This window comes from Rahnella bruchi (assembly GCF_003614975.1).
GTDB classification, from domain to species: Bacteria; Pseudomonadota; Gammaproteobacteria; order Enterobacterales; family Enterobacteriaceae; genus Rahnella; species Rahnella bruchi.
Window position 1 is genome coordinate 20,263 of the sequence record NZ_QZWI01000005.1, and the last position, 23,417, is coordinate 43,679.

The window sequence follows — 23,417 nt, forward strand, 5'->3', positions numbered from 1 at the left end:
TTTTATAATGACCGGCTCTGTGGAGTGAAATCTTGTAGGACACAGAGGGTTTTTGCTGCTGCCCGCCATTGCGAGCCTTCCATGACACGCCGGGGTTCCTCATCAAAAAGCACGCTGTTGAACGGTGCAACCGCCTGCCAGTTTCCCGGCGGCAATTGCAAATCCACTTCGTGCAGCGAAGCATTGACGATAAGTAACCAGCGCTGAGACAGACAAATTTGCAGCCACTGCTGCGGTCCCTGTTCCCAGTCGCCGGGGCTCATCGGTTGCCCCTGTTGATTCAGCCATTGCACGTCATCGCTGCCTTCCTGCCACCAGTGGTTTTGCGTCAGTGCCGGAATTTTCCGGCGCAGCGCAATCAGCGCGGCGGTATAGGCCATCAGGCTTTCATCGGCATTTTCCCAGTCGAGCCAGGTCAGCGGATTATCCTGACAGTAGGCATTATTGTTGCCCGACTGGCTGTTACCCTGCTCATCACCGGCCAGCAACATCGGCGTGCCTTGTGACAAAAACAGCGTCGCCAGCAAAGCACGCTGACTGAGACGGCGCTGCTGCTGTACTTCTGCAGACGCCTCCAGCCCTTCTTCGCCGTGGTTTTGGCTGAAATTCTCGTTGTGGCCATCGCGGTTTTCTTCGCCATTGGCCTGGTTATGTTTCTGGTTAAAACTGACGAGATCGCGCAACGTGAAACCGTCGTGTGCCGTCAGCATATTCACGCTGGCGTAAGGTTCACGTTGAGCGGGACTGAATTTATCGGCAGAGGCCGCGAAACGTCCGGCAAAATGGCCAAGAGAAATATCGCCGTGCAGCCAAAACTGGCGCATATCGTCGCGCCAGACATCGCTCCATTCTGCAAAGGGTGCCGGGAAATGGCCGAGCTGATAGCCGCCGGTGCCGATATCCCAGGGTTCTGCGATCAGTTTGACCTGCGAGAGAATCGTATCCGCCTTAATAGCGTTAAACAGCGGCGATTGCGCACTGAACTCCGGGGTTCTGCCGAGAACGGTGGCTAAATCAAAACGGAAGCCATCAACGTGACATTCGCGCACCCAGTAATGCAGGCAGTCGAGAGTCCAGGCGATAACTTCGTCGTCAATCAGACGCAGCGTATTGCCGCAACCAGTCATGTTGTTATCGGATCCATCCTCGTTGAGCCAGTACCAGCTTGAATTGTCGATACCGCGAAACGAGATAAACGGACCCTCGATATCCAGCTCAGCGCTGTGATTGAACACCACATCGAGGATCACTTCGATACCCGCCTGATGCAACGCTTTGACCGCCGATTTAAACTCATTCAGCGCCGACACACCGCCCTGCCCGCTGGCATAACGCGGTTCAACGGCGCACGGTGCCAGCACGTTGTAGCCCCAGTAATTGCTCAGACCCAGTTTTTGCAAACGCGGCTCATCGGCATGATGCTGCACCGGCAGAAGCTCAATCGCTGTCACGCCTAAGTGCTGCAAATATTCCAGCATAACGGGATGCGCCAGTCCGGCATAAGTGCCGCGGATAGCTGCCGGAATACGAGGATGCTGGCGAGTCAGACCACGCACATGTGCCTCGTAAATCACCGTTTCGCCCCACGGCCTGGCGGGAGGTTTATCATCGCCCCAGTCGAAATTTCCGGCGACGACGACAGATTTCGGCGCCACCACGGCGCTGTCTTTGTCGTCCGGCGCCTCTGTGCCGCCGGTAAAGCGCGCATTCTCATGCAGCACCCCGTCAACAGCCCGCGCACTGGGGTCGATCAGCACTTTTTTCGGGTTAAAACGATGGCCATTTTTCGGGTCGAACGGCCCGTAAACGCGGTAACCGTAGCGTTGTCCGGCTTTGGCATCGGGCAGAAAACCGTGCCAGAGATTGCCGGTACGCCCCGGTAAAGGCAGATGCTGCTCGCTGCCGGTCTCATCAAAAAGACATAATTCCACTTTTTCCGCATGCGCGGAGTACAGGCAAAAATTGACGCCGTTATCTCTGAGATGCGCACCAAAAGGTGCGGGCTGACCGGTCGCGAGTTGTTTCATTACGCCTCCCTTCGCAAATAAACCGTCGCCAGCGGCGGAATAGCCACGCTGATCGAATGTTCGCGCTGATGATGACCGATGTTTTCACTGTAAACGTCGCCGCCGTTGCCGACATTGCTGCCCCGGTAGAAATGCGAATCGGTATTAAGGATTTCGCGGTAACAGCCAGGGCGGCCAATGCCGATGCGGTAGTGCTCACGCGGCACCGGCGTGAAGTTACTGATGACGATGACTTCGCCGCCGTTTTCGTCACGACGCGCAAAGGCGAAAATCGAATTCTCATGGTCATCAACCACCAGCCACTCGAAGCCGCGCGGGTTGTAATCGAGTTCATATAATGGCGCGTTGGCCTGATACGTCAGGTTCAGGTCGCGCACCAGATGCTGCACGCCGCTGTGCCAGCCGGAGGCGTCGTCCAGCAGATGCCAGTCGAGGCTGGCGTCAAAATTCCACTCGCGCCCTTGCGCAAATTCATTACCCATAAACAGCAGTTTTTTACCCGGATGCGCCCACATAAAACCGTAATAAGCGCGCAGGTTGGCAAACTTCTGCCAGACGTCGCCGGGCATTTTATCCAGCAGGGATTTTTTACCGTGAACCACTTCGTCGTGCGACAGCGGCAGAATGAAGTTCTCGCTGTAGGCGTAAAGTACGCCGAACGTCATGAGATTGTGGTGGTATTTGCGGTGAACCGGATCCAGCTGCATATACGACAGGGAATCGTGCATCCAGCCCATGTTCCATTTGTAATGGAAGCCCAGCCCGTTGGCATCCGGCGGCATGGTAACACCCGGATAATCGGTCGATTCTTCCGCAAGCGTCACTGCGCCGCCGAGTTCCTTGCCAATCGTATGGTTGGTGTATTTCAGGAAAGAAATGGCTTCGAGGTTCTCGCGACCACCGTAATAGTTAGGGATCCACTCGCCCGCTTTACGGCTGTAATCGCGGTAAATCATGGACGCCACCGCGTCTACCCGCAGGCCATCAATGCCGAAGCGTTCAATCCAGTAAAAACCATTGCCTGCCAGATAGTTACGGACTTCATGGCGGCCATAGTTATAAATCAGCGTGTTCCAGTCCTGATGATAACCTTCGCGCGGATCGGCATATTCATACAGCGAGGTGCCGTCGAACTGCGCCAGCCCGTAGGCATCGCTCGGGAAATGCCCCGGCACCCAGTCGAGGATCACATTCAGACCGGCGTTATGCGCGGCATCGACAAAAGCTTTGAACTCCATCGGCGTTCCGAAACGGCGGGTCGGCGCGTACATGCCCAGCGGCTGATAACCCCAGCTGCCGTCGAACGGATGCTCGTTAACCGGCATCAGTTCGATATGCGTAAAGCCCATCCATTTGGCGTACGAAACTAATTGTTCGGCCAGCTCGCCGTAACTGAGCCAGAAATTGTCATCGGTATGACGACGCCAGGAACCCAGATGCACTTCATAAACGGAAACCGGCTGATTCAGCGCGTTGGCTTTCTTTCGTGCTTCTGAATGTGGCACAACGTCCGGCAATTTACGCACGCACGAAGCGGTATCCGGACGCATCTGCGCCTCGAAAGCATAAGGATCGGCACGCAGGGTGACATTTCCGCGGCAGTCGATAATTTCGAATTTATACAGCTGACCTTCGCGGACGGCAGGGATAAACAGTTCCCAGATCCCATTCTCACGACGCTGACGCATCGGGTGACGGCGGCCATCCCAAAAGTTGAATTCACCGACCACGGAAATCCGCGTGGCATTCGGTGCCCAGACGGCAAAGCTGACGCCTTCGACGTCGTCCAGCGTTTGCAGATGCGCACCGAGTTTTTCATACGGCCGCAGGTGTGTCCCCTCCGCCAGGAGCCAGATATCCAGCTCCTGCAACAGCGTGCCGAAACGGTAAGGGTCGTCGATCACATGGAGATTCTCGCCCCAGCGGACTTCCAGCTTGTAGCGAAATGCATTTTTACGACGTGGTATCAGGCCGACAAAAAAACCGCGGTCGTCATAACGACGCAGTTCCGCCACCTGTTTGCCTTTTTCTACATCAATAACCCAGACCTGATCAGCATCTGGCAACAGGGCACGCACTTCGAGCCCGGCGGCCACAGAGTGCATTCCCAAAAGAGAAAAAGGATCAGCGTAGTGGCCAGATATAATTTGATTAATGACGTGCTGATCGGGAAGTACAGACATGTATTCGTCCTATGATTAATTAAATCAATAAATCCAATAAAATCATTCAGGTATTCAATACGACGTGTAAATTAAGTGTGCTCCCCTTTTTGTCGTTGCATTGTGATCCGGCGGTACTTCGCTTTTGCCAAAAAATGCGCCAGTGCGCCTTTGTTCACAATTTCTAAATAAGTCTCTAATTCCGCTTCTCAAAAAGGCAGAGCTCTTCTACTAAGCATAGACAAAGATTAAAAAAGGCAGGGCGTTAAGGAGTTCAAAAATGGACAAATTTTTGAAAAAGATAAATACAGTAAAAAGCGCTGCAGGCAGGGAGAGATACGGCGGAAGTAATTGAAGGATGAAATAAAAACGGGACACCGTGCTGGTGTCCCGCGGGGGAAACATTTACAAAGAAAACAGGGCAGTTTTCAACTTACAAAAGGATGCGCAGCATACGGCGTAAAGGCTCTGCCGCACCCCATAGCAGCTGGTCACCGACGGTAAACGCAGACAGATATTGCGGGCCCATATTCAGTTTGCGCAGACGGCCAACCGGCGTATTCATCGTGCCGGTCACCGCGGCTGGGGTCAGTTCACGCATCGACAGTTCACGGTCATTCGGGATCACACGAACCCAGTCGTTGTGCGAAGCCAGCATCTGTTCGATTTCAGGGATCGACACATCTTTTTTCAGCTTCAGCGTGAACGCCTGGCTGTGGCAGCGCAATGCGCCGATACGGACACACAGGCCATCCACCGGAATAATGCTGGACGTGCCAAGAATTTTGTTGGTTTCCGCCTGACCTTTCCATTCTTCTTTGGTCTGGCCGTTATCGAGCTGTTTGTCGATCCACGGGATCAGACCGCCAGCCAGCGGAACACCGAAGTTATCGGTTGGCAACGTACCGCTGCGGGTCAGTGCCGTCACTTTACGTTCGATATCCAGAATGGCGGATGCCGGACTTTCCAGCTCTTTCGCCACGCTGTTATGCAGCATGCCCATCTGGGTCAGCAGCTCGCGCATGTGACGCGCACCGCCACCGGACGCTGCCTGATAGGTGGCGACAGACGCCCATTCGATCAGGTCGTTGGCGAACAGGCCGCCGAGCGACATCAGCATCAGGCTGACGGTGCAATTACCGCCCACAAAGGTTTTGATGCCTTTGTCGATACCCTGATGGATCACTGCGCTGTTCACCGGGTCGAGGATGATTATCGCGTCATCTTCCATTCTCAAAGAAGAAGCTGCGTCAATCCAGTAGCCGGACCAACCGATTTCGCGCAGCTTAGGATAGATTTCATTGGTATAATCGCCGCCCTGACAGGTGATGATAATGTCCAGCGCACTCAGTGCGTCCAGATCATAGGCATCTTGCAAGGTACCAGACTGACCCGTGAAAGAAGGCGCGGCCTGACCGTGCTGAGAGGTGGAGAAGAATACCGGACGGATAGCGTCGAAATCGCGTTCTTCAATCATGCGTTGCATGAGTACAGAACCGACCATTCCACGCCAGCCTACGAAACCTACATTTTTCATAATATCTGTCCTGCCCTGAGGGTGATAACTGCTTAAAACGGCTTAAACGCGCGTTTGCACTAAGTGAGTGCCTGTTTTGATGCACTGTGCCCCGTAAACGCGCGGGTCTACCACCTTACAAAATGCACCAGAAGTGGCAAGTTAATTTAATCAATAGTGCAGGCTTTAATAGCAGCGCAACTTATAACAGGCTTTTTTTTTCTGAGGTAGTTATGACCGAAATGATTTCAGCAACTATTTTGCTGTTTTTAATTATGGATCCGCTGGGCAACTTACCGATTTTCATGTCGGTCTTAAAACATCTCGACCCGAAACGTCGCCGGGTGGTGTTGATCCGCGAAATGCTGATCGCACTCATCCTGATGCTGATATTCCTGTTTGCCGGGGAAAAAATCCTGTCGTTCCTGAATCTGCGTACAGAAACCGTGTCGATTTCCGGCGGTATTATTCTGTTCCTGATTGCCATCAAAATGATTTTCCCGTCGGAAGAGAAAAGCAGCAGCGGTTTGCCTGCCGGTGAAGAGCCGTTTCTCGTCCCGATGGCGATCCCGCTGGTCGCCGGCCCGTCGATTCTCGCCACGCTGATGCTGCTTTCACATCAGTATCCGAATCAGATGAGCCACTTAACGCTGGCGCTGTTTATCGCCTGGGGCCTGTCGATGGCGATCCTGCTCCTGTCGAATTTGTTCCTGCGACTGCTTGGCGACAAAGGCGTCAGCGCCCTCGAACGCCTGATGGGCCTGATTCTGGTCATGCTCTCCACCCAGATGTTCCTCGATGGGATCAGGGCGTATCTGAAGATTTAGCGGGTTTTACAAACGAAAAAGGCGAGCGATGTGTCTCGCCTTTTTTACATCTGTTTAAATAGTTTTCAGCGTCTGGATAATCTGCGGGTTCAGCTCCAGCATTTTCAACAGCTTCAGGGCTGCACCATTTGGCAAACGCTTTTGTTGCTCCCACGCCTGAACAAGCGAAGGTGAAACGCCAAGCAACCGCGCAAATTCATCCTGCTTAATACCCGCCTTGGTGCGGATTTGTTTTACTTCAGGCATCGCAACACGCGTGATGTGCGCAGGTGCCATCTCGCCTTTGCGAATGGCGATCATTTCTTCGGCCGATTGCCGCAATTCATCGAATAATTCTTTATTCACGGTCCATCTCCTGTGTCACGACAGACTTTGTACGATATTTTTTAAAATCGATTTTTCGGTATCCGTCAGGGAATCTTTCTCACTCTTCGGATAAACCAGCAGCATGAAAATCTGACCCTCAGCGCACAGATAATAATAAATCGCCCGCACACCTGCGCTTTTCCCACGCCGTTGATAACCCCAGCGAATTTTTCTGCATCCGCCCGTTCCGACAATCAAAGCTCCTGCATCAGGATAATGCGTCAGGTATTCCTGAAACTGGCGATACTCGTCCTCAGTAAGCAGTTCTTTGCATTTACGGCTAAACGTCGGGGTTTTGATAAACTCCAGATATTCCATGTGACTCATTCCATGACTCAAGATGGCGGGATAATACTCTCACGGGGTAAGAGTTCAACGCGAGGTTTTTCTCGTCAGAAACAAAAAGGCGAGCCATCTGGCTCGCCTTTCTTATGCTAACAATTTGTCGTCAGACGACCATCGACAGCAGCAGGCATCCGGCCAGACCGCAAAGGGAAATGATGGTTTCCAGCACCGACCATGATTTGAACGTTTCAACGATGGTCAGGTTGAAGTACTCCTTAAATAACCAGAAACCCGGATCGTTCACGTGAGAGAAAATCACGCTGCCGGAACCGACGGCGATCACCATCAGCTCAGGGCTGACGCCGGTGGTCGCAATCAGTGGCGCAGCAATACCGCCTGCGGTAATCGCTGCAACGGTGGCAGAACCCAGTGCGATACGCAGCACAGCCGCGATCGACCACGCCAGCAGGATTGGCGACAGATTGCTGCCATTCATCAGGGCGGCGATGTATTTTTCAATACCACTGTCTACCAGTACCTGTTTGAACGCGCCGCCACCGCCGATGATTAACAGCATCATCGCGATGATTTTGATGGAATCACTCACGGTCCCCATCACTTCATCCATCTTACGGCCACGGTTCAGGCCGAAGGTGAAGATAGCGATCAGTACCGCAATCAGCGTTGCCATGACCGGGTCGCCGAAGAATTCAGCGTAAGACAGCACCGGGTGGCCTTTCGGTAAGATCATTTCGCAAACGGCGCGGAACGCCATCAGAATGACCGGCACCAGTGACGTCGCGACGCTGACACCAAAGCCCGGCATTTCTTCTTCTGTGAAGGTTTTCGGGTTGAACAGCCCTTCAGGAACCGGTTTGTCGATCCCTTTCAGGAAACGTGCATAGACCGGACCGGCCAGAATGACGGTCGGCACCGCCAGCAATGAACCATACAGCAGGGTTTTGCCCATATCTGCGTGGAAAATAGTCGCAATCGCCGTCGGGCCAGGGTGCGGAGGCAGGAAACCGTGCGTGACGGATAACGCAGCCGCCATCGGCACTCCGACATACAACAGTGGCAAACGTGCCGCCGCCGCCACGGTGAAGACCAGCGGCAGCATCAGCACGAAGCCGACTTCATAGAACAACGCGAAACCGACGATAAAACCGGTCAGCACGATCGCCCACTGAATGTGTTCACGGCCAAACTTTTCGATAAGCGTGGTCGCGATACGCTGTGCGCCACCGCAATCAGCCAGCAACTTGCCCAGCATAGCGCCAAAGCCCATGATCAGAGCCAGACTACCGAGCGTGCCGCCTACCCCGTTTTTGATCGACGTGATGACTTTGTCGACCGGCATTCCCTGCATGATACCTACCGCCAGCGCGACCAGGATCAGTGCAATGAAGCCATTAAGCTTAAATCGGATCATAAGTAACAACAGCAGTGCGACGCCCACCGCTACAATAACTAATGGCATATTCTTCCCCTCATGCGGTCACTGTGGTTTAGCTTTCGACCCGGTGACGCATTGTTTTTAATTTTCATGATGTTGTAGGAATTAACAGTGCAACGGGTACAGACCGCGACCGCTAAAACAGCAGTGCATTCCTTTGTGATATTAGTCACATCTCCATTTGTTACCGGTATCATGATACCGGTAACATGCTAATATTAGGACTCACTACGCAGTCAAAATGTTCATTTTGGGATAGAGATCATACTTATGGCAGGACAAAGCATCATTCTGATGGGCGTGTCAGGCAGCGGTAAATCCACCGTCGGCGCGGCACTGGCCCGTGAACTTAACGCGAAATTCATCGACGGTGATGATCTTCATCCCCGCGCCAATATTCAAAAGATGGCCAGCGGTACGCCACTGAACGACGACGATCGGGCGCCCTGGTTATTGCGTCTGAACGACGCGGCCTACAGCCTGCGCCATAAAAATGAAACGGGTATTATTGTCTGTTCCGCACTGAAACGCCGCTACCGCGATGCGCTGCGTAAAGACAATGAAGGCATGGTATTCATCTACATGAAAGGCAGTTTTGACGTGATTGCCGATCGCCTGAAAGCGCGCGCCGGACATTTTATGCCGACCGATTTACTGCGCAGCCAGTTCGATGCCCTCGAAGAACCTGGCGAAGACGAGCCGGATGTGTTGCGCGTGAATATCGATCACAAGTTTGAAGGTGTGGTGGATCGTTGTATTGCAGCACTGAAGACAGTACAGAAGTAAGACTTTCTCCTCCCCCTGCGAAGGGGGAGGTCGGGAGGGGGTTTTAATGGCAGCACTGTCATCCGCAAAACCAACACCCCATCCCAGCCTTCCCCTCATGAGAGGGGAAGGAGTAAAAGATCAAATACTTCCGCCCGCAGAAATCGTAAACCCTACATCGACCATTCTCGGCACGACTTCTTCGCCGCGAAGTCTCGCCAGCAAGCGTTCGGCGGAGATCTGCCCCATTCTTTCGCGCGGTGTGAGCACACTGGCGAGCGGGGGTTCCATCGCCTGCCCCATGTTGTGACCGTGGAAACCGGCAATCGCCATTTGTGACGGAATTTTCAGCCCCTGACGCTGGCATTCAAAGAATGCGCCCGCCGCGAGATCATCGTTAGTGCAAAAGATACTGTCGATTTTCGGCCAGTCTATTTGCGCCTGACGCAGCAGTTCCGCGCCCGCACTGTAGCTCGATGACCGGCTGGTCATCACGCTGTAAGGCTCGAGCCCGGATTCACGCATTGCCTGCTCGTAACCCTGTTGTTTGATGAGGGTACGTTCGTCCTGACGTGCGCCGAAATACACCACATGGCGATGCCCGCGCGCGATAATTTGCTGCGTCATCTGGCGGGCAGCTTCAAAGTTGTTGAACCCGACCGCCAGATCCACGCACGGTGACACGCAGTCCATCATTTCCACCACCGGAATACCGGCCACTTCAATCATTTTCAGCGTTCGCGCCGTGTGATGGCGTTCGGACAAAATCAGCCCGTCGATATTGTAGGAAAGCAGCGACGTCAGACGCTGTTCTTCGCGCTCCTGGCTGTAGCCGTAATGCGCAAGCATAGTCTGGTAGCCGTGAATATCGGTCACGCTTTCGATGCCGCGCAGCACTTCGGCGAACACCTGGTTGGTCAGGGACGGCAGCAGCACGCCGATGGCACGGCTTTTCGCATTGGAAAGAATATCCGGTGCGCGGTTGGGGATATAACCCAGCTCATCAAGCGCCGCAGAAATCTTTTCCTGCAACGCACCGGAAACCTGTTCAGGATTGCGCAAAAAACGGCTGACCGTCATTTTTGTGACGCCCACCTTGTCGGCAACATCCTGGAGTACGGGCCTTTTTTTCTTGATATTCATCAATGAGATGGTGCCGCTGAAAAGGTTAAGGGATCAGAGAGTGATGTTAGCAAACAATCGCGCAGGCGGATATCCGTTGCTGCGCGACATGAGAAGTTTGTCAGGAAGGCAGAGAAAGCTGACCGCGAACCGGGGCGCTGAGGTTCGCTGAGAACTGGCCGGTCAGCAGCGCCATCGCGCGCTGTGCCAGTGTTTCCAGCGGATAGGCAATCGCCGGTATCGCCGAAACGCCCGGAGGCAGCGTGCTGTCGAGGCTGAAAACCATCACGCTTTGCGGCACGCTGCGCCCGTGCAGCGCGAGCTGATGCAGTGCGTCCTGCGCGGTGGCATCATCCGGCACCAGCAGCGCGTTAAACGACACGTTCTGCGCCAGCAGTTGTGACAATGCCTGTGCGCCGCTGTATACCAGCCGACGGTCATAAGGCAGCAGGAATTTTTCCAATGCGAGATGATATCCCTGCAAGATTTGCCCGGCGGTTTCGCTGTTTTCCGCGTTAATCAGCGCAATCTGTCTGCGTCCTTGTTTCAGCACATACTGGCAGGCGGTTTCGGCAGCAAAACAGCGGTCAAAGTGAATGCTGCGCGCTGAATCCGCATCCAGACAATCAATGGTGATGACGTTTTCAGGCAAAGCAGGCAATGGAAAACGCGCACCAATCACAATCATCGCATCGCACAAGCCATGGCCAATTTCGGCCACGGAATGCGTGAGGCTCGCTGCATCGGTCGCGAACCGCAGCAGCAAATACTTTTGATTAAGCCGCAGTTCTTTTTCCAGCGCATGCAGATAACCGGTGGACTGGTTAATATTTTCCGTCGCACAAATCACGCCGATACACCCGGTGGATTGCGTGGACAGCGACTGCGCGATCACGCTCGGTTTGTATTGCAGCGTTTCCACCGCCTGCATCACAGCCAGGCGGCTTTCCTCTTTGACACCGCGGCTGCCACTCAGGACACGGGACACCGTCGCTTTCGACACCTTCGCCAGCCGCGAAACGTCGTTAATGTTTGCCATGTCTTTCCTTGTGTTAATCGAAACCGTTATTTTTAGAAACCGCCGCGAACCACTCGCCGCTTTTCTTCACCGTACGTTTCTGGGTTTCCAGATCCAGCTGGATGAAACCATACCGGTTTTTATAGGCATTCATCCATGACCAGCAATCAATAAATGTCCACATATGGTAGCCGAGACAGCCGCTGCCTTCCTGCAACGCGCGGTGCAACCATTTCAGATGCCCGCTGACAAACTCAATGCGGTAATCATCATCAATCCGTCCGTCCTTTTCAAAGCGCAGTTCATGCTCCACACCCATACCGTTTTCAGAAATGAAACAGCGCGGATTGCCGTAGTTTTCACGCAGATTGGTCAGGATGTCGTAAATGCCTTGTTCGTAGATTTCCCAGCCACGGTGCGGGTTCATTTTGCGCCCCGGCATGACGTAGTTATCGAAGAACCATTCCGGCATAAACGGACTTTCAGGATTGACCATACTGTCGCGGCACTGAATGCGGCGCGGCTGGTAATAGTTGATGCCGAGTAAATCCACCACGCCTTGTTGCAGCAGTTCTTTATCGCCCTGCTGACAGGCCGGAAGCTGCTCGTGTTTTTTCAGCAATTCCACCAGTTCCTGGGGATATTCACCGCGCAAGGCGGGATCAAGGAAACTGCGGTTAAACATCAGATCGGCAATATTCGCCGCTTTCAGATCAGCCGGATTCTGCGAGCGCGGATAAGACGGGGTCAGATTGAGGATAATGCCGATTTCACCGCCGAGATTGCGCGCACGGTAGGCTTTTACCGCCAGCGAATGCGCCAGCATGGTGTGATAGGCCACGGTGGCTGCACGTTTGAAATCCACCACATTCGGGTAGTGGAAGTCATACAGATAGCCACCTTCGACCGGCACGACTGGCTCGTTGAAGGTGAACCAGTGCTTCACGCGGTCACCGAACAATTCAAAACAGGTATCGGCATATTTTTCGTAAGCCTGCACCACTTCGCGATTTTCCCAGCCGCCGATTTCCTGCATCGCCATCGGCATATCAAAATGGAACAGATTGATAAACGGCTGCACGCCCTGAGCCAGCATTTCGTCAATCACCTGATTATAGAAGGTGACCGCTTCCGGATTCACGTCACCGCGTCCGTTGGGGATCAGACGCGCCCAGGAAATCGACGTGCGGAAGGTGTTGTGGTTCAGCTGTTTCAGCAGCGCGATGTCTTCACGCCAGTTTTTATAAAACGTCGAGGTATCCTGCGGACCGACGTCGTTATGGAAACGCGTCGGTTGCTGTGAATACCAGTGATCCCACACCGTCGCGCTTTTGCCATGGCTCAGGGTTTCACCTTCCGTCTGCGGCGCAGAGCTGGCACTGCCCCACCAGAATTCTTTTGGAAATGCGTATTTCATTGTCATCCTCGCTGTCCGTTAGCTTTACGTTTTTAACTGTTGTTCAACTGTTTGCCGGCACGGCATTGCCCGCCGTTTGTGCCGTGGCTTTTTCCGCTTCCTGTTTCAGCAACGTACGTTCATAGGCTTTCAGGAACGGGTAGTACATTACGGCTGATAACACCATACAGAACAGGCACATAATTACCGGGCTAAACGCCCAGTTTGCTGCCCATGACGCACCAATTGGCGCAGGTGTTGTCCAGGGTGTGAGCGAGACCACTTGCGCGACCCAGCCGAGTTTGGTGGCGGTATACGCAAAAATTGCGTTCAGCATCGGCACCAGAGTGAACGGCAGGAAGAACACCGGATTCATAATTATCGGCGTACCAAACAGGATCGGTTCGTTGATGTTAAAGAAGCTCGGCACCACGCCCATCCGCCCGATCGTCCGCAGATGCACGGCCTTGCTGCACAGCAACAGAATTGCCAGCGGCAACGTCGAACCAACGCCACCTATCAGCAGATAGTGATCCCAGAATCCCTGCAAATAAATGTGCGGCAGCGGCTCACCCGCCTGCAACGCCGTCTGGTTGAGTGCCAGATTGGTCATCCAGAACGGGTTCATGATGCCGGTGACAATCAGCGCACCGTGAATACCCGCAAACCACAGCACCTGGCAGATAAACACCGAAATAAGAATCGCCGGCAGGGAATCCGAAGCTGAAACCAGCGGCGCCAGCAGGTGCATGATGGCTTCAGGAATGATCATGCCGGTGGTGGACTGAATAAACAGGTTCAGCGGATGCAGCGTCGCGACAATCACCACCACCGGGATCAGGATTTCAAAGGAACGCGCCACGCCAGTCGGGACTTCTTTCGGCAGGCGGATAGTGATGTTGCGGCGTTTGAGCAACGCATACACTTCAGCGGCATAAATCGCCGTCAGGATCGCAGTGAAAATGCCTTCGCCGGAAAAGTATTGTGTCGAGATTTGCTTGTCATGATACGGCGCAGCCACCAGCAGGAACGCCATAAACGCCAGCAAACCGGTCATGATCGGGTCGAGTTTGTAGTGTTTACCGAGACTCGCGCCGATGCCTACCGAAATGAAGAACGTCATCACGCCCATGCTCAGATACCACGGCAGCATCAGCTGTTCGCGGTATTTCAGCGAGAGATCCAGCCAGCCGCGCGCGAAACCCCAGGTGGTGTCCGGCGAGAAGGGTGGAAAAATAAAGACCAGCATGAACGAGCCGATAATCATAAAAGGCAGTGCCGCGATAAACCCGTCACGAATGGCGATCACATGCCTCTGCTGGCCGACGCTGCCCGCCAGTGGTGTGATGTGTTTTTCGATGACGTTAACCATCGACTCATAGAGGCCACTCATACGCGGCTTCCTTCCTGTGCGATCAGGCCAAAGGCGAAGTCCAGCACGTTGTCGCCACGCTGCATGCCGTAATCCATCATGTTGATGGTTTCGACCGGAATATTAAATTCGGCTGCTCTTTTGGAGAGATCGGCCTGCATGTAACGCACCTGCGGCCCGAGCAGCACGACCTGATAATCACGGAATTTTTCGTCAAACTCGCTGGCTCCGAATGCGTCGATCTGCACCTCTTCGCCGCGCTCTGCCGCCACGTCTTTCATCTTGCGCACTAACAAACTGGTCGACATCCCCGCCGAACAACAAAGCATGATTCTTTTCATTTTGCTTCACTCCCAGATGATTTATGTTCTGCCCGTTTCTTCCTGCTGAGGGTATTTGAGACATTTTGGAAACCGGTTTCCATCGCTTAGGCAGCGATGTGCGAACAGGCTCAAAATTTTGGCCGGGGATTTGTTACAGGTGTGAATGGCGTCACGAAGCGGAAAAATTAAACAATGCAAACGCGGGGAAAAGGACTATGGGGATATGACGATAAAACAAAAGAAAAAGGCGACCGGAGTCGCCTTAATAAGTCTTAAGAAGCCTGAATAATCAGATCGGTGGCAGATCGAACAGCAGGATTTCACTGTCTTCGTCTGCATGAACGGACAGCGCCGTTTCATCCCAGATAGCCAGCGCGTCGCTCGCCCCGGCTTTCTGACCGTTGATGGAAACCGTGCCTTTAACCACCTGGATCCACACACGGCGTTCAGCCTGGATCTGATAAACAGACTGTTCGTCTTTTTTCAGCGCCCAGCGGGACAACTCCATATCCTGGAACACTTTCAGCGAACCTTCACGGGCATCCGGAGAAAGCACCAGCTGACGGCCCTGTGGCGCATCGAACATGCGTTGTTCATAACGCGGTTCCAGCCCTTTCTGATTCGGGATAATCCAGATCTGATACAGGTGCAGTTTACGGTCGCTGTTGCCGTTGTACTCAGAGTGAGTCACACCGGTACCGGCGCTCATAATCTGAAACTCACCGGCCTGGATCTGTTCTTTGTTGCCCATGCTGTCCTGATGTTCCACGGTGCCTTCCAGCACGTAGGTCAGAATTTCCATGTCTTTATGCGGATGCTTACCAAAACCCTGCCCCGCATCGATGAAATCTTCGTTGATTACCCGCAGTGCGGAGAAACCCATAAAGTTAGCATCGTAATAATCGGCAAAAGAGAAGGTATGCCAGCTTTCCAGCCAGCCGTGACTTGCGTGACCGCGTTCTTGTGCTTTGCGTAAGTAAATCATGTTCAACTCTCCTCAATGTTTTCTCTAGTCTAGTCAACGGCTGAGAATAAGAAAGCGTAAAAACTTCACCCCTCTGTTCAAAAAATATGAACAAATGCAGATGACTAAATTCAAAGGAATTGCAGGAGATTTGGGGTATTTAGAAAGGCGTTATTCGACATAGTTTGAGTGGCAGGAAGGCGGCAAGCAAGCGCAGCCAACGCACCCACGGCTCAAAAAATGAAGAAAAAAAAGCCAGCACCCGGCTGGCTAAGTAATACTGGAAGCAATGTGAGCAATGTCGTGCATTCATGGGGACCCGTTTGACCTTGGTGTGAGGCCATCCCCGGAACGCATGACAATAATAATCATTATCATTCGCACTTGTAAAGCATTATTTTTCACCAAACAATCGATTGACAGTTTTCCTATTCCTGATAAATGTAGAGGATATTCAAACAGTAACCACAAAAAGAGGAGTGTCGCCATGAGCGAAATAGTCATACGTCACGCTGAAGCAGCAGATGCACAGGCGCTTCAGCACCTATACGCTCAGGTTCCTGTTTACAGCGACACCCTACAACTCCCTTATCCTCCTGCCACGCTATGGGAAGACCGCCTTGCTAACGCCGCGCCCGGCAGATTCGCGCTGGTGGCGTGTATCGACGGCAGGCTGGTGGGCAATCTGACCTTAATGGTCGAACAGCCTTGGCGACGCCGCCATGTGGCTACGTTCGGGATTGGTGTGGACACGCAATTTCAGGGAAGAGGCGTTGGCAGTAAGCTGATTGCCGCTGCCCTTGAGCTGTGCGATAAATGGCTGCACGTGACACGCGTCGAGCTGACGGTTTATGCCGATAACGAGGCCGCTATCGGGCTGTACAAAAAGTTCGGTTTCAGTGTTGAAGGCCTCAGCCCTTGCTACGCATTGCGCGATGGCGAACTGGTGGATACGCTGCATATGGGCCGTATCCGTGGCGTTCGCCAGGCCGTTTAATCGATACTGACAGAGGCGCTGGTTTCCTGCGAGGGCTGACGAACCAGCAACCGCAGAACCAGCGCCATCGCGATCACCACCAGCAATGCCGAACCGAGATAAATCGCATCAATTCCCGCCTGCGCCATCAGCACTCCTGCCAGCGGTCCGGTGATCCCCAGTGATAAATCCAGAAACGCCGAATAGGTCGCCAGCGCGCTGCCCTGATTTTCCTGCGGCAATTTCTTCACCGCCACCACACCCAGCGCCGGATACACCAGCGAGAATCCCACGCCGGTAACAAACGCACCGGCCATGGCAGCCCACGCATTCGGGGCAAAAAACACCATAATCAGCCCGGCGATTTCCACCACAAAACAGGCCAGCGCCACGCGCAATCCGCCAAAACGGTTAATGCTGTTGGGCAGTAACAGCCGCATGCCGACAAACGCTACGCTGAAAAAGGTCAGGGAGAACGCCGCACCCGACCAGCCTTTGGCGGCATAAAACAGCGTAATAAACGTGGCAATCACGCCAAATCCGGTGGAAGCCAGCGCCAGCATCATGCCGTAAGGAAGTATTTTACCCAGCACCTGACGGAACGGAATTTGCGTGGATGCGGTGCCGGTGACCGGCGGTTTGCGCCATGCGGTGATTAACGCCGCCAGCGCCACCAGAATGATGCTCGCCGACAACAGCATCAGGCCGCCGACACTGAAAATCAGCACGCCCAGCGGTGCGCCAATCGCCATTGCGCCGTAAGTCACCACACCGCTCCACGAAATCACTTTGCCGATATGCAGGGACCCCACCACGCTGATGCCCCACAGCGTCGAGCCGGTTCCGGCAAAACTTTGTCCGGCGCCCAGCAGAAGGCGTCCGGCACACAACAGCCCGAGGCTCAGCGCCGGTGATGCATCGAACGACAGCGCCAGCAGATAGAAAACGCCGCTGAGCAGGCAGCCACTGAGCCCGAACATCACCACCCTTTTCGGCCCGATTTTATCGGCATAACGACCGGCATACGGACGGCTGAGCAGCGTGGCGAAATATTGCAAACTGATCACCAGTCCCGCCCAGAACGCGCTGTAGCCGAGATGCTCATGTACATAGCCCGGTAAAATCGCCAGCGGCAGGCCGATGGTCAGATAGTTGGCAAAGTTGAATACCAGAATGGAGAGAATTCGCAGCGTGGTCTTTGACGGGCTGACAGCAGCAATGTCGGGCGGAGCAGGTTCAGGCATGGAAATTCGTGTCTCACGAAAAAGGTTCAGGCGTGTTACGAAGCCGTAAATGAGTCTTTGACTTTATTAGCAATTGATTACTTTCGCAACAAATTGAACCGTTGTTTTACTCAGCCTTCCCGTTACTGCCATCAAAGTGACACATCACTGTCATCTGCCCTGCTTATGGTCGGGATACTTCAACCGGAGGACATCCTATGTTCAGCATGGATACCCTGTTTCAGGATCTCGACCCGCAGCACAAAACCCCTTCCTGGCAACGCCGTCTGTTAAAAATCTTATTCCGCGAAAAAGAATTCCACCGCTTTGCCGGCCAGTATCAGCACCTGAAAGGGATTGATATGGCTGAGCAGGTACTGGAACATTTTAATATTCGTTGTGAACTGACGGAACGCGACCGGGAGCAGATCCCGAGCTATGGTCCGGTAGTGATTGTGGCTAACCATCCGATTGGTACGCTCGACGGTCTGGCGCTGCTGCACGCGGTGGCGTCTGTGCGTCCGGACGTCAAAGTGGTGGCCAATCAGCTGCTGTCGCTGGTGTCCTCGCTCGGCAGCCTGATGATCCCGGTGGATAATATGGGCAATCGCACGCGGCGCAATCAGGTGACGCAGATGCAGGAACATCTGGAGAATCAGGGCGTGCTGATTGTGTTCCCAGCGGGCGAAGTCTCCCGGATGAGTTCCAAAGGCGTGCGCGACGGCAAATGGCATACCGGTTTTATCCGCCTCGCTGCCAAAGCCCGCGCGCCGGTGGTACCGGTGCATATCAGCGGCAGTAACAGCGCGTTATTTTATCTCAGCTCGATGATTTACCGCCCGCTCAGCACCCTTCTGCTGGTACATGAAATGTTCGGCCAGCGCGGCAACAGCCTGACGTTGAAAATCGGCGCGCGCATTCCCTATTCCAGCTGGCACGACGGACAAATGCAGGCGGGTGATCTGGCGGCACGTTTTCGTAAACATCTTTACCGTCTCGGCGCAGGGAAACCGGGACTGTTCCACACCGAAACGTCGATTGCCCGCGCCGAAGATCGCGCCGTACTCAAGCACGCGCTGGAAGCCAGCGAAGTGCTCGGTAAAACGCCGGATGGCAAAATGATTTATCTTTATCGTCGCCACGGAGAAGATTACGTTCCCGTACTGCGCGAACTGGGGCGTCTGCGCGAAATCGCGTTCCGTGCCGTCGGAGAAGGCAGTGGCCGCCGCCGGGATCTCGACGGCTACGACGATGATTATTATCACCTGGTTTTATGGGATCCGCAGGCGCTGGAAATCGTCGGCGCTTACCGGTTTATTCCGACCGCTGAACAGGTCGCCAGCAAAGGGCTGAACGGGATTTACAGCCAGAGTCTGTTCCAGTACGGCCATCAGATGGACCCGATTCTGGCGCAGGGCATTGAACTGGGACGCAGCTTTATTCAGCCCGCTTACTGGGGCAAACGCGGACTGGATTATCTGTGGCTGGGCATTGGCGCGTATCTGGCGAAATATCCGCAGACGCGTTATCTGTTTGGTCCGGTGTCGATTTCCGGCGGAATGCCGCTGCCTGCCCGCGATTTGCTGGTGGCATTTTACCGCCTCTATTTCGCTCCGGTGTTGCCGCTGGCGACCTCGCACCGTCCGTATCCGGCCTCGCTGCCGGACGTGTTAGCGCAGTTTTGCGGCGACGATTATCAGGAAGATTTGCAGCGCCTGAAACGCTTACTGGCCAATCTCGGATGCAGCATTCCGGCACTCTATAAGCAGTATTCAGAGCTTTGCGAAACCGGCGGTGTGCAGTTCATTGATTTCGGGAGTGACCCGGAGTTCAGCAACTGCATCGACGGATTAGTACTGGTCGATCTCAGCCAGCTGAAACCGGCGAAATTTGAACGGTATATTGCCGTGCATCACTGACTGAGCAGGCTTACCACCAGATTTTTTACCGCGTCGTTGTCGCTGTGTGCGATGTTAAAACGCATGAAACGCAGGCCTTCCGGCCCCTGACAAAACAGAGTGCCGGGAGCCAGCGCCATGCCCTGTTTCAGAGCCTGATCTGCCAGGGTTTCGCTGTCGATATGCTCAGGGAGTTCCACCCACAAAAACAGCCCGCTGGAATTTTCCACCGGAAAACGGCATCCCGCTGCCTGCAACCAGCGTTTCACACGCGAAGACGCATCACTCAGATTACTCGCCAGTCGCCGCTGATGGCGATTGTAGCTGCCATCACGGAAAAACTGGTACAGCGTCTGCTCGGTAAATTCACAGGTCACGCCGCCGGTCAGCGACTTTAGCTGCGCCAGCTGTTCGGCCAGTTTAGGGCTGGTCGCGATATACGCCACCCGCATATTGGCGCTCAGCAGCTTGGAAAATCCGGAAATATAACTGGCGTTCACCAGTCCGGCTAAGGCCGCCATCGGCTTCGGCGCGGGCTCCATCAAATCATGATAAAGGTCATCTTCAATCAGATGACAATCGTACTGATTTAACAAAGTAATCAGGGAAAACATCTCTTCCAGCGTGTAGCTGTGACCAGTCGGATTGTGCATCAGTCCGGAGGTGAGATACACGCGCGGACGGTGCGTTTCCAGAAGTTTTGCCAGCGCCTCTTTACTGACGCCCTGATGGCCGCGTGGCGCGAAAATCACATTGGCATGATGTTGCCGGAGACTGGCGTGAAAATTGAAATAACAGGCGTCGTCCAGTAATACCGTATCTCCCGGCTTTAACAGCACGCGAAATAACATATCAATGGCGTTCATGGTGCTGTTGGTCAGAATAATCTGGTCAACCGGAACGCTTATTCCCGCCTCGCTCATTTTCATTTGCAGTGTTTTTCGAAGCGGCAGATACCCCATCGGATTACCATATTCTGAGAACTTCAGATGTGGTTTGCGAATTGTCTGGCGTAAGGCTTTGCGAAATAACTCCGTGTCTAACCAGTTCTCCGGAAAGAAACCGCAACCGGGTCTGAGCACGTCGGTATTTTTGATAAATGCCCGTTTCAGACGGGAGTGTAAATCGGAATTAACGATTGATACCGGTTTATCTAATTCATTATCTGGATTAGCCCGCGTGCGGCTGACAAAATAACCCCGTCCCTGAATAGAAGTCACCAATCCGCTGGCACGTAAACGCTCTAAGGCCTCCACCATCGTGTATTTGCTGATCGAAAGTTGCTCGCAAAAAACACGCAAAGAAGGGAGACGGCTGCCGGGTAATAAGCGGCCATCGGCTACAGCCTCGCTAATAAAATCAACGAGCTGACGTACTTTAGGCGTTCCTTCCACTAAGTGGAATTGGGATAAGCTAAAAATGGTGTTTCCTCTGCTTGAGACGGGTATTCACTTTACCGGTGTTTTGACCAGTAAGGACAGCCAATGTTTCGTTCAGCATTCTATGACCAGTAACGAAATAATACCTTATGTTTTCGGGCACAGACTTAGCCAGACATAAGATAACCCGATGAACCGCTGTAAAGATTCTGATAAACCGTTAAAAAACAGCCTGTTGAAATCAGGTAATGCACAACTTTTGTTGTTGCGGATGATCTCCGCCATCGCCCTGTTTTCCTTACTGGGGCAGGCCAATGTCTGGCTGGATGCCACCAGCAATGCGCTGCTGGCCTTCGGGTACCGTTTTCTGTTGATCCTGACCCCGCTGACCCTGGCGTTGTTCGGAAAACGCGCGTTAATTGCGACAGTATTCGCCTCTTTGCTGGGCCTTATCTTGTTGTCGCTCAATATTATGAACATCTTCAACTGGCTGGCCGTGATTCTGTTCAGTTATGGCGTGGCGGTATTGGGTTTTATTGTCAAAAATGATGCAGCAAAAACCCCTGCCGGAGCGGCAAACAACAAAATAATGCTCAATCTGGGCAGCTTATGTGCCGGATTATTATTACTTTACCCTCACTGGATGCCGGTCGAATTTTATCTGATTATGGGTCTGCTCCTGCTGCTCTGCCTTCCTGCGGCGCGCCGGTTCAGCCTGTCGGGTGAAGTCACCACGCAAAGTATGATTAAATCCAATGCCCGTAAACCCGGCAAATTTAAATGGGTACTGGCGGGTGTGGTGACGGGCATTAAATTATTCGCCGTCTTCTCCATACTGCCGCAGGAAATTCTCGCTCACCGGCCACAATTGCCAGGCTGGTACGGCGTGATGATTATTCTCAACAGCGCGATTGTCGCACTGCTACAAATTCCGGTAATGAAACTGATTGAGCGCAGCGGCTCCCGGGCTATGTTGTTATCAATGGCCATTATATTATCCGGATTAATTGTTCTGGCCGTGCCGGGATTATTTCAGGTACATACTTTTGCAGGTGCGTTTGTGTGGCTGGCGTTCCTTTCGATTGCCGAATGCGGGCTGAGCTATATCGATTATTGCGCCGCACAGGACAATGCATTACTGATTAAAGAATTGTCGGTCAGCTTAGGTGCCGGATTAACCGTTTTAGTCATGCGTTTTTTCCCGGTATCGGTCAACACTGAAATCCTTTCAGTTATTTCCATCGCCGCATTATTTATCTGGCTATGGCAATACAAATATCCGCTTAAAACAAAACATGAGGAAAGTGCTGATGCCCTCAGTGACGTTTACGAAAAGTGAAACGGAATTTACGTTCAGAGATGTAATTAATCTGCTGGAATGTCGGGACAATATGAAGTTTGGATGTAAAACGGGTAATTGTGGATTATGCCGGGTGAAAGTTTTATCCGGCATAGAAAACATCACCTCCATCACCACTAAAGAAAGACGCCTGTTTAAAGTTCTTGAAATCGAAGATCCTGATATACGACTGGCCTGCCAGTGCAAAATAACCGGTGATGTCACCTTAATTGAAAATTTTCTGGAGTAAGTTCATGAGCAATCGTATTAAAGATACCGCTATTGTCCGTCGCGCACCGTTTCTGAATCTCGAAAAAAGCCAGCAGGTTAAGCGTGAAATTGATGACTTCCTCGATACAAAAATTATCGAATGGAACAATACCGTGCCTTCGGCTAAACATCTCGAAAATAAAGAGATCAACCAGGATTACTACAAGCAAACCCTGATCGAACACAGCTGGCGTATCCGTCTGATGCGCACCGTACAGTGCAATGCGCTGCACAAAATCTCCCAGACTAATGCCGAAGCCGCGCAACTTTATGCCGCCTATCAGGATGAAGAAATGCTGCACGACACCCTGTTCATGCAGGATGCCGAAAGCTTAGGCATTGCTAAAGAAACCATTTTCAACACTGAGCCAAGCTTCTATACCCGTCTGCTGAGCGGCTTCCTGTATTTCATCGCCGAACATGAAAAGCCGGTTGGTGTGGTGTGTTATAGCTATCTGGTGGAATACACCACGCAGAAAATCACGCCAAAACAAATTAAGGCGCTGTCAGAATCCATCGGTAAAGACAAAATCAGCGGTCAGGCTGCGCACCTCAATACTGACCTGGTGGAAGATCACACGCAGGACATGTGGGATATTCTGAGCAAACTCATCGAAAGCGAAGAAGATATTCAGGATGTAAAACGTTATTTAGCAGAAATTCAGGAACTGCTGAAAATGTTCTTCGTGGATATGCATAACAAATATATTAAAGAATAATTCATTAAGACTCA

At 52.9% G+C, this 23,417-nt stretch carries 21 protein-coding genes; 7 read left to right on the plus strand and 14 right to left on the minus strand.

Annotation, left to right across the window (positions count from 1 at the left end; all coding sequences use genetic code 11):
• Positions 1-2: 2 nt before the first annotated feature.
• The 3 genes from glgX to asd all read right to left on the minus strand — a co-directional run bounded on the left by glgX (position 3) and on the right by asd (position 5,726).
• On the minus strand, positions 3-2,027 hold the full coding sequence (glgX, locus tag D5398_RS11325) for a glycogen debranching protein GlgX (protein ID WP_120507731.1): 2,025 nt from the start codon (positions 2,025-2,027) through the stop codon (positions 3-5).
• On the minus strand, positions 2,027-4,210 hold the full coding sequence (gene glgB, locus D5398_RS11330) for a 1,4-alpha-glucan branching protein GlgB (RefSeq protein ID WP_120507732.1): 2,184 nt from the start codon (positions 4,208-4,210) through the stop codon (positions 2,027-2,029). Before glgB ends, glgX begins: the two co-directional genes overlap by 1 nt.
• A gap of 412 nt (positions 4,211-4,622) precedes the next feature.
• On the minus strand, positions 4,623-5,726 hold the full coding sequence (asd, locus tag D5398_RS11335) for an aspartate-semialdehyde dehydrogenase (protein ID WP_120507733.1): 1,104 nt from the start codon (positions 5,724-5,726) through the stop codon (positions 4,623-4,625).
• 212 nt (positions 5,727-5,938) lie between these two features.
• Here asd and D5398_RS11340 point away from each other — a divergent pair, with 212 nt between their 5' ends.
• Positions 5,939-6,532 (plus strand): YhgN family NAAT transporter, encoded by a 594-nt coding sequence (locus D5398_RS11340; protein ID WP_095923864.1) that lies wholly within the window; start codon positions 5,939-5,941, stop codon positions 6,530-6,532.
• 54 nt (positions 6,533-6,586) lie between these two features.
• Here D5398_RS11340 and nadS read toward each other — a convergent pair whose 3' ends face one another.
• The 3 genes from nadS to gntT form a co-directional block, all read right to left on the minus strand.
• Positions 6,587-6,877: a NadS family protein gene (nadS, locus tag D5398_RS11345; protein ID WP_120507734.1), complete on the minus strand. Its 291-nt coding sequence runs from the start codon at positions 6,875-6,877 to the stop codon at positions 6,587-6,589.
• Positions 6,878-6,892: 15 nt separating this feature from the next.
• Entirely contained in the window at positions 6,893-7,216 is a 324-nt protein-coding gene (locus D5398_RS11350; RefSeq protein WP_120507735.1) for a type II toxin-antitoxin system RelE/ParE family toxin, read from the minus strand.
• 130 nt (positions 7,217-7,346) lie between these two features.
• Positions 7,347-8,663, minus strand: a complete 1,317-nt coding sequence (gntT, locus tag D5398_RS11355) for a gluconate transporter (RefSeq protein ID WP_120507736.1) — start codon at positions 8,661-8,663, stop codon at positions 7,347-7,349.
• A 246-nt stretch (positions 8,664-8,909) separates the two neighbouring features.
• Here gntT and D5398_RS11360 point away from each other — a divergent pair, with 246 nt between their 5' ends.
• Entirely contained in the window at positions 8,910-9,425 is a 516-nt protein-coding gene (locus D5398_RS11360; protein WP_120507737.1) for a gluconokinase, read from the plus strand.
• Between the two features lie 120 nt (positions 9,426-9,545).
• Here D5398_RS11360 and gntR read toward each other — a convergent pair whose 3' ends face one another.
• From gntR to D5398_RS11390, 6 genes are all read right to left on the minus strand, one after another.
• Positions 9,546-10,541, minus strand: coding sequence for a gluconate operon transcriptional repressor GntR (gene gntR, locus D5398_RS11365; protein ID WP_120507936.1), 996 nt, complete (start codon positions 10,539-10,541; stop codon positions 9,546-9,548).
• A 106-nt stretch (positions 10,542-10,647) separates the two neighbouring features.
• A complete protein-coding gene (locus D5398_RS11370; RefSeq protein WP_120507738.1) occupies positions 10,648-11,565 on the minus strand; it encodes a LacI family DNA-binding transcriptional regulator in 918 nt (305 codons plus the stop codon).
• 13 nt (positions 11,566-11,578) lie between these two features.
• Entirely contained in the window at positions 11,579-12,961 is a 1,383-nt protein-coding gene (locus D5398_RS11375; protein WP_120507739.1) for a glycoside hydrolase family 1 protein, read from the minus strand.
• A gap of 43 nt (positions 12,962-13,004) precedes the next feature.
• Positions 13,005-14,333 (minus strand): PTS sugar transporter subunit IIC, encoded by a 1,329-nt coding sequence (locus tag D5398_RS11380; protein ID WP_120507740.1) that lies wholly within the window; start codon positions 14,331-14,333, stop codon positions 13,005-13,007.
• Positions 14,330-14,653, minus strand: coding sequence for a PTS sugar transporter subunit IIB (locus D5398_RS11385; protein ID WP_120507741.1), 324 nt, complete (start codon positions 14,651-14,653; stop codon positions 14,330-14,332). Before D5398_RS11385 ends, D5398_RS11380 begins: the two co-directional genes overlap by 4 nt.
• A gap of 271 nt (positions 14,654-14,924) precedes the next feature.
• On the minus strand, positions 14,925-15,620 hold the full coding sequence (locus D5398_RS11390; RefSeq protein ID WP_120507742.1) for a pirin family protein: 696 nt from the start codon (positions 15,618-15,620) through the stop codon (positions 14,925-14,927).
• Between the two features lie 466 nt (positions 15,621-16,086).
• Here D5398_RS11390 and D5398_RS11395 point away from each other — a divergent pair, with 466 nt between their 5' ends.
• Positions 16,087-16,596 (plus strand): GNAT family N-acetyltransferase, encoded by a 510-nt coding sequence (locus D5398_RS11395; RefSeq protein WP_120507743.1) that lies wholly within the window; start codon positions 16,087-16,089, stop codon positions 16,594-16,596.
• On the opposite strand, the gene D5398_RS11400 is transcribed toward D5398_RS11395, so the two are convergent.
• Entirely contained in the window at positions 16,593-17,819 is a 1,227-nt protein-coding gene (locus D5398_RS11400) for an MFS transporter (RefSeq protein WP_120507744.1), read from the minus strand. The genes D5398_RS11395 and D5398_RS11400 overlap by 4 nt on opposite strands.
• 197 nt (positions 17,820-18,016) lie before the next feature.
• Between D5398_RS11400 and olsF the strand changes: the two genes are divergently transcribed.
• Positions 18,017-19,717: a bifunctional ornithine lipid synthase OlsF gene (gene olsF / locus D5398_RS11405; protein ID WP_120507745.1), complete on the plus strand. Its 1,701-nt coding sequence runs from the start codon at positions 18,017-18,019 to the stop codon at positions 19,715-19,717.
• Here the strand turns inward: olsF and D5398_RS11410 are convergent.
• Complete coding sequence (locus D5398_RS11410; protein WP_120507746.1) at positions 19,711-21,090, minus strand: aminotransferase-like domain-containing protein; 1,380 nt, start codon at positions 21,088-21,090, stop codon at positions 19,711-19,713. The two genes, olsF and D5398_RS11410, sit on opposite strands and share 7 nt — an antisense overlap.
• A gap of 175 nt (positions 21,091-21,265) precedes the next feature.
• On the opposite strand from D5398_RS11410, the gene D5398_RS11415 reads away from it, so the two are divergent.
• From D5398_RS11415 to D5398_RS11425, 3 genes are read left to right on the plus strand one after another with little or no spacing between them, the layout of a single operon-like run.
• Positions 21,266-22,414: a hypothetical protein gene (locus tag D5398_RS11415; RefSeq protein WP_120507747.1), complete on the plus strand. Its 1,149-nt coding sequence runs from the start codon at positions 21,266-21,268 to the stop codon at positions 22,412-22,414.
• Positions 22,386-22,664 (plus strand): 2Fe-2S iron-sulfur cluster-binding protein, encoded by a 279-nt coding sequence (locus D5398_RS11420; protein WP_120507748.1) that lies wholly within the window; start codon positions 22,386-22,388, stop codon positions 22,662-22,664. The genes D5398_RS11415 and D5398_RS11420 overlap by 29 nt, the downstream gene beginning before the upstream one ends.
• Positions 22,665-22,668: 4 nt before the next feature.
• Positions 22,669-23,403: an iron-containing redox enzyme family protein gene (locus D5398_RS11425; protein ID WP_120507749.1), complete on the plus strand. Its 735-nt coding sequence runs from the start codon at positions 22,669-22,671 to the stop codon at positions 23,401-23,403.
• Positions 23,404-23,417 lie beyond the last annotated feature (14 nt).

Bases quoted from the DNA above. Each gene is read 5' to 3' on its own strand.
- glgX (WP_120507731.1), bottom strand. From the start codon at position 2,027: ATGAAACAACTCGCGACCGGTCAGCCCGCACCTTTTGGTGCGCATCTC.
- glgB (WP_120507732.1), bottom strand. From the start codon at position 4,210: ATGTCTGTACTTCCCGATCAGCACGTCATTAATCAAATTATATCTGGC.
- asd (WP_120507733.1), bottom strand. From the start codon at position 5,726: ATGAAAAATGTAGGTTTCGTAGGCTGGCGTGGAATGGTCGGTTCTGTA.
- D5398_RS11340 (WP_095923864.1), top strand. From the start codon at position 5,939: ATGACCGAAATGATTTCAGCAACTATTTTGCTGTTTTTAATTATGGAT.
- D5398_RS11350 (WP_120507735.1), bottom strand. From the start codon at position 7,216: ATGGAATATCTGGAGTTTATCAAAACCCCGACGTTTAGCCGTAAATGC.
- gntT (WP_120507736.1), bottom strand. From the start codon at position 8,663: ATGCCATTAGTTATTGTAGCGGTGGGCGTCGCACTGCTGTTGTTACTT.
- D5398_RS11360 (WP_120507737.1), top strand. From the start codon at position 8,910: ATGGCAGGACAAAGCATCATTCTGATGGGCGTGTCAGGCAGCGGTAAA.
- D5398_RS11370 (WP_120507738.1), bottom strand. From the start codon at position 11,565: ATGGCAAACATTAACGACGTTTCGCGGCTGGCGAAGGTGTCGAAAGCG.
- D5398_RS11375 (WP_120507739.1), bottom strand. From the start codon at position 12,961: ATGAAATACGCATTTCCAAAAGAATTCTGGTGGGGCAGTGCCAGCTCT.
- D5398_RS11380 (WP_120507740.1), bottom strand. From the start codon at position 14,333: ATGAGTGGCCTCTATGAGTCGATGGTTAACGTCATCGAAAAACACATC.
- D5398_RS11385 (WP_120507741.1), bottom strand. From the start codon at position 14,653: ATGAAAAGAATCATGCTTTGTTGTTCGGCGGGGATGTCGACCAGTTTG.
- D5398_RS11390 (WP_120507742.1), bottom strand. From the start codon at position 15,620: ATGATTTACTTACGCAAAGCACAAGAACGCGGTCACGCAAGTCACGGC.
- D5398_RS11395 (WP_120507743.1), top strand. From the start codon at position 16,087: ATGAGCGAAATAGTCATACGTCACGCTGAAGCAGCAGATGCACAGGCG.
- D5398_RS11400 (WP_120507744.1), bottom strand. From the start codon at position 17,819: ATGCCTGAACCTGCTCCGCCCGACATTGCTGCTGTCAGCCCGTCAAAG.
- olsF (WP_120507745.1), top strand. From the start codon at position 18,017: ATGTTCAGCATGGATACCCTGTTTCAGGATCTCGACCCGCAGCACAAA.
- D5398_RS11415 (WP_120507747.1), top strand. From the start codon at position 21,266: ATGAACCGCTGTAAAGATTCTGATAAACCGTTAAAAAACAGCCTGTTG.
- D5398_RS11420 (WP_120507748.1), top strand. From the start codon at position 22,386: ATGCCCTCAGTGACGTTTACGAAAAGTGAAACGGAATTTACGTTCAGA.
- D5398_RS11425 (WP_120507749.1), top strand. From the start codon at position 22,669: ATGAGCAATCGTATTAAAGATACCGCTATTGTCCGTCGCGCACCGTTT.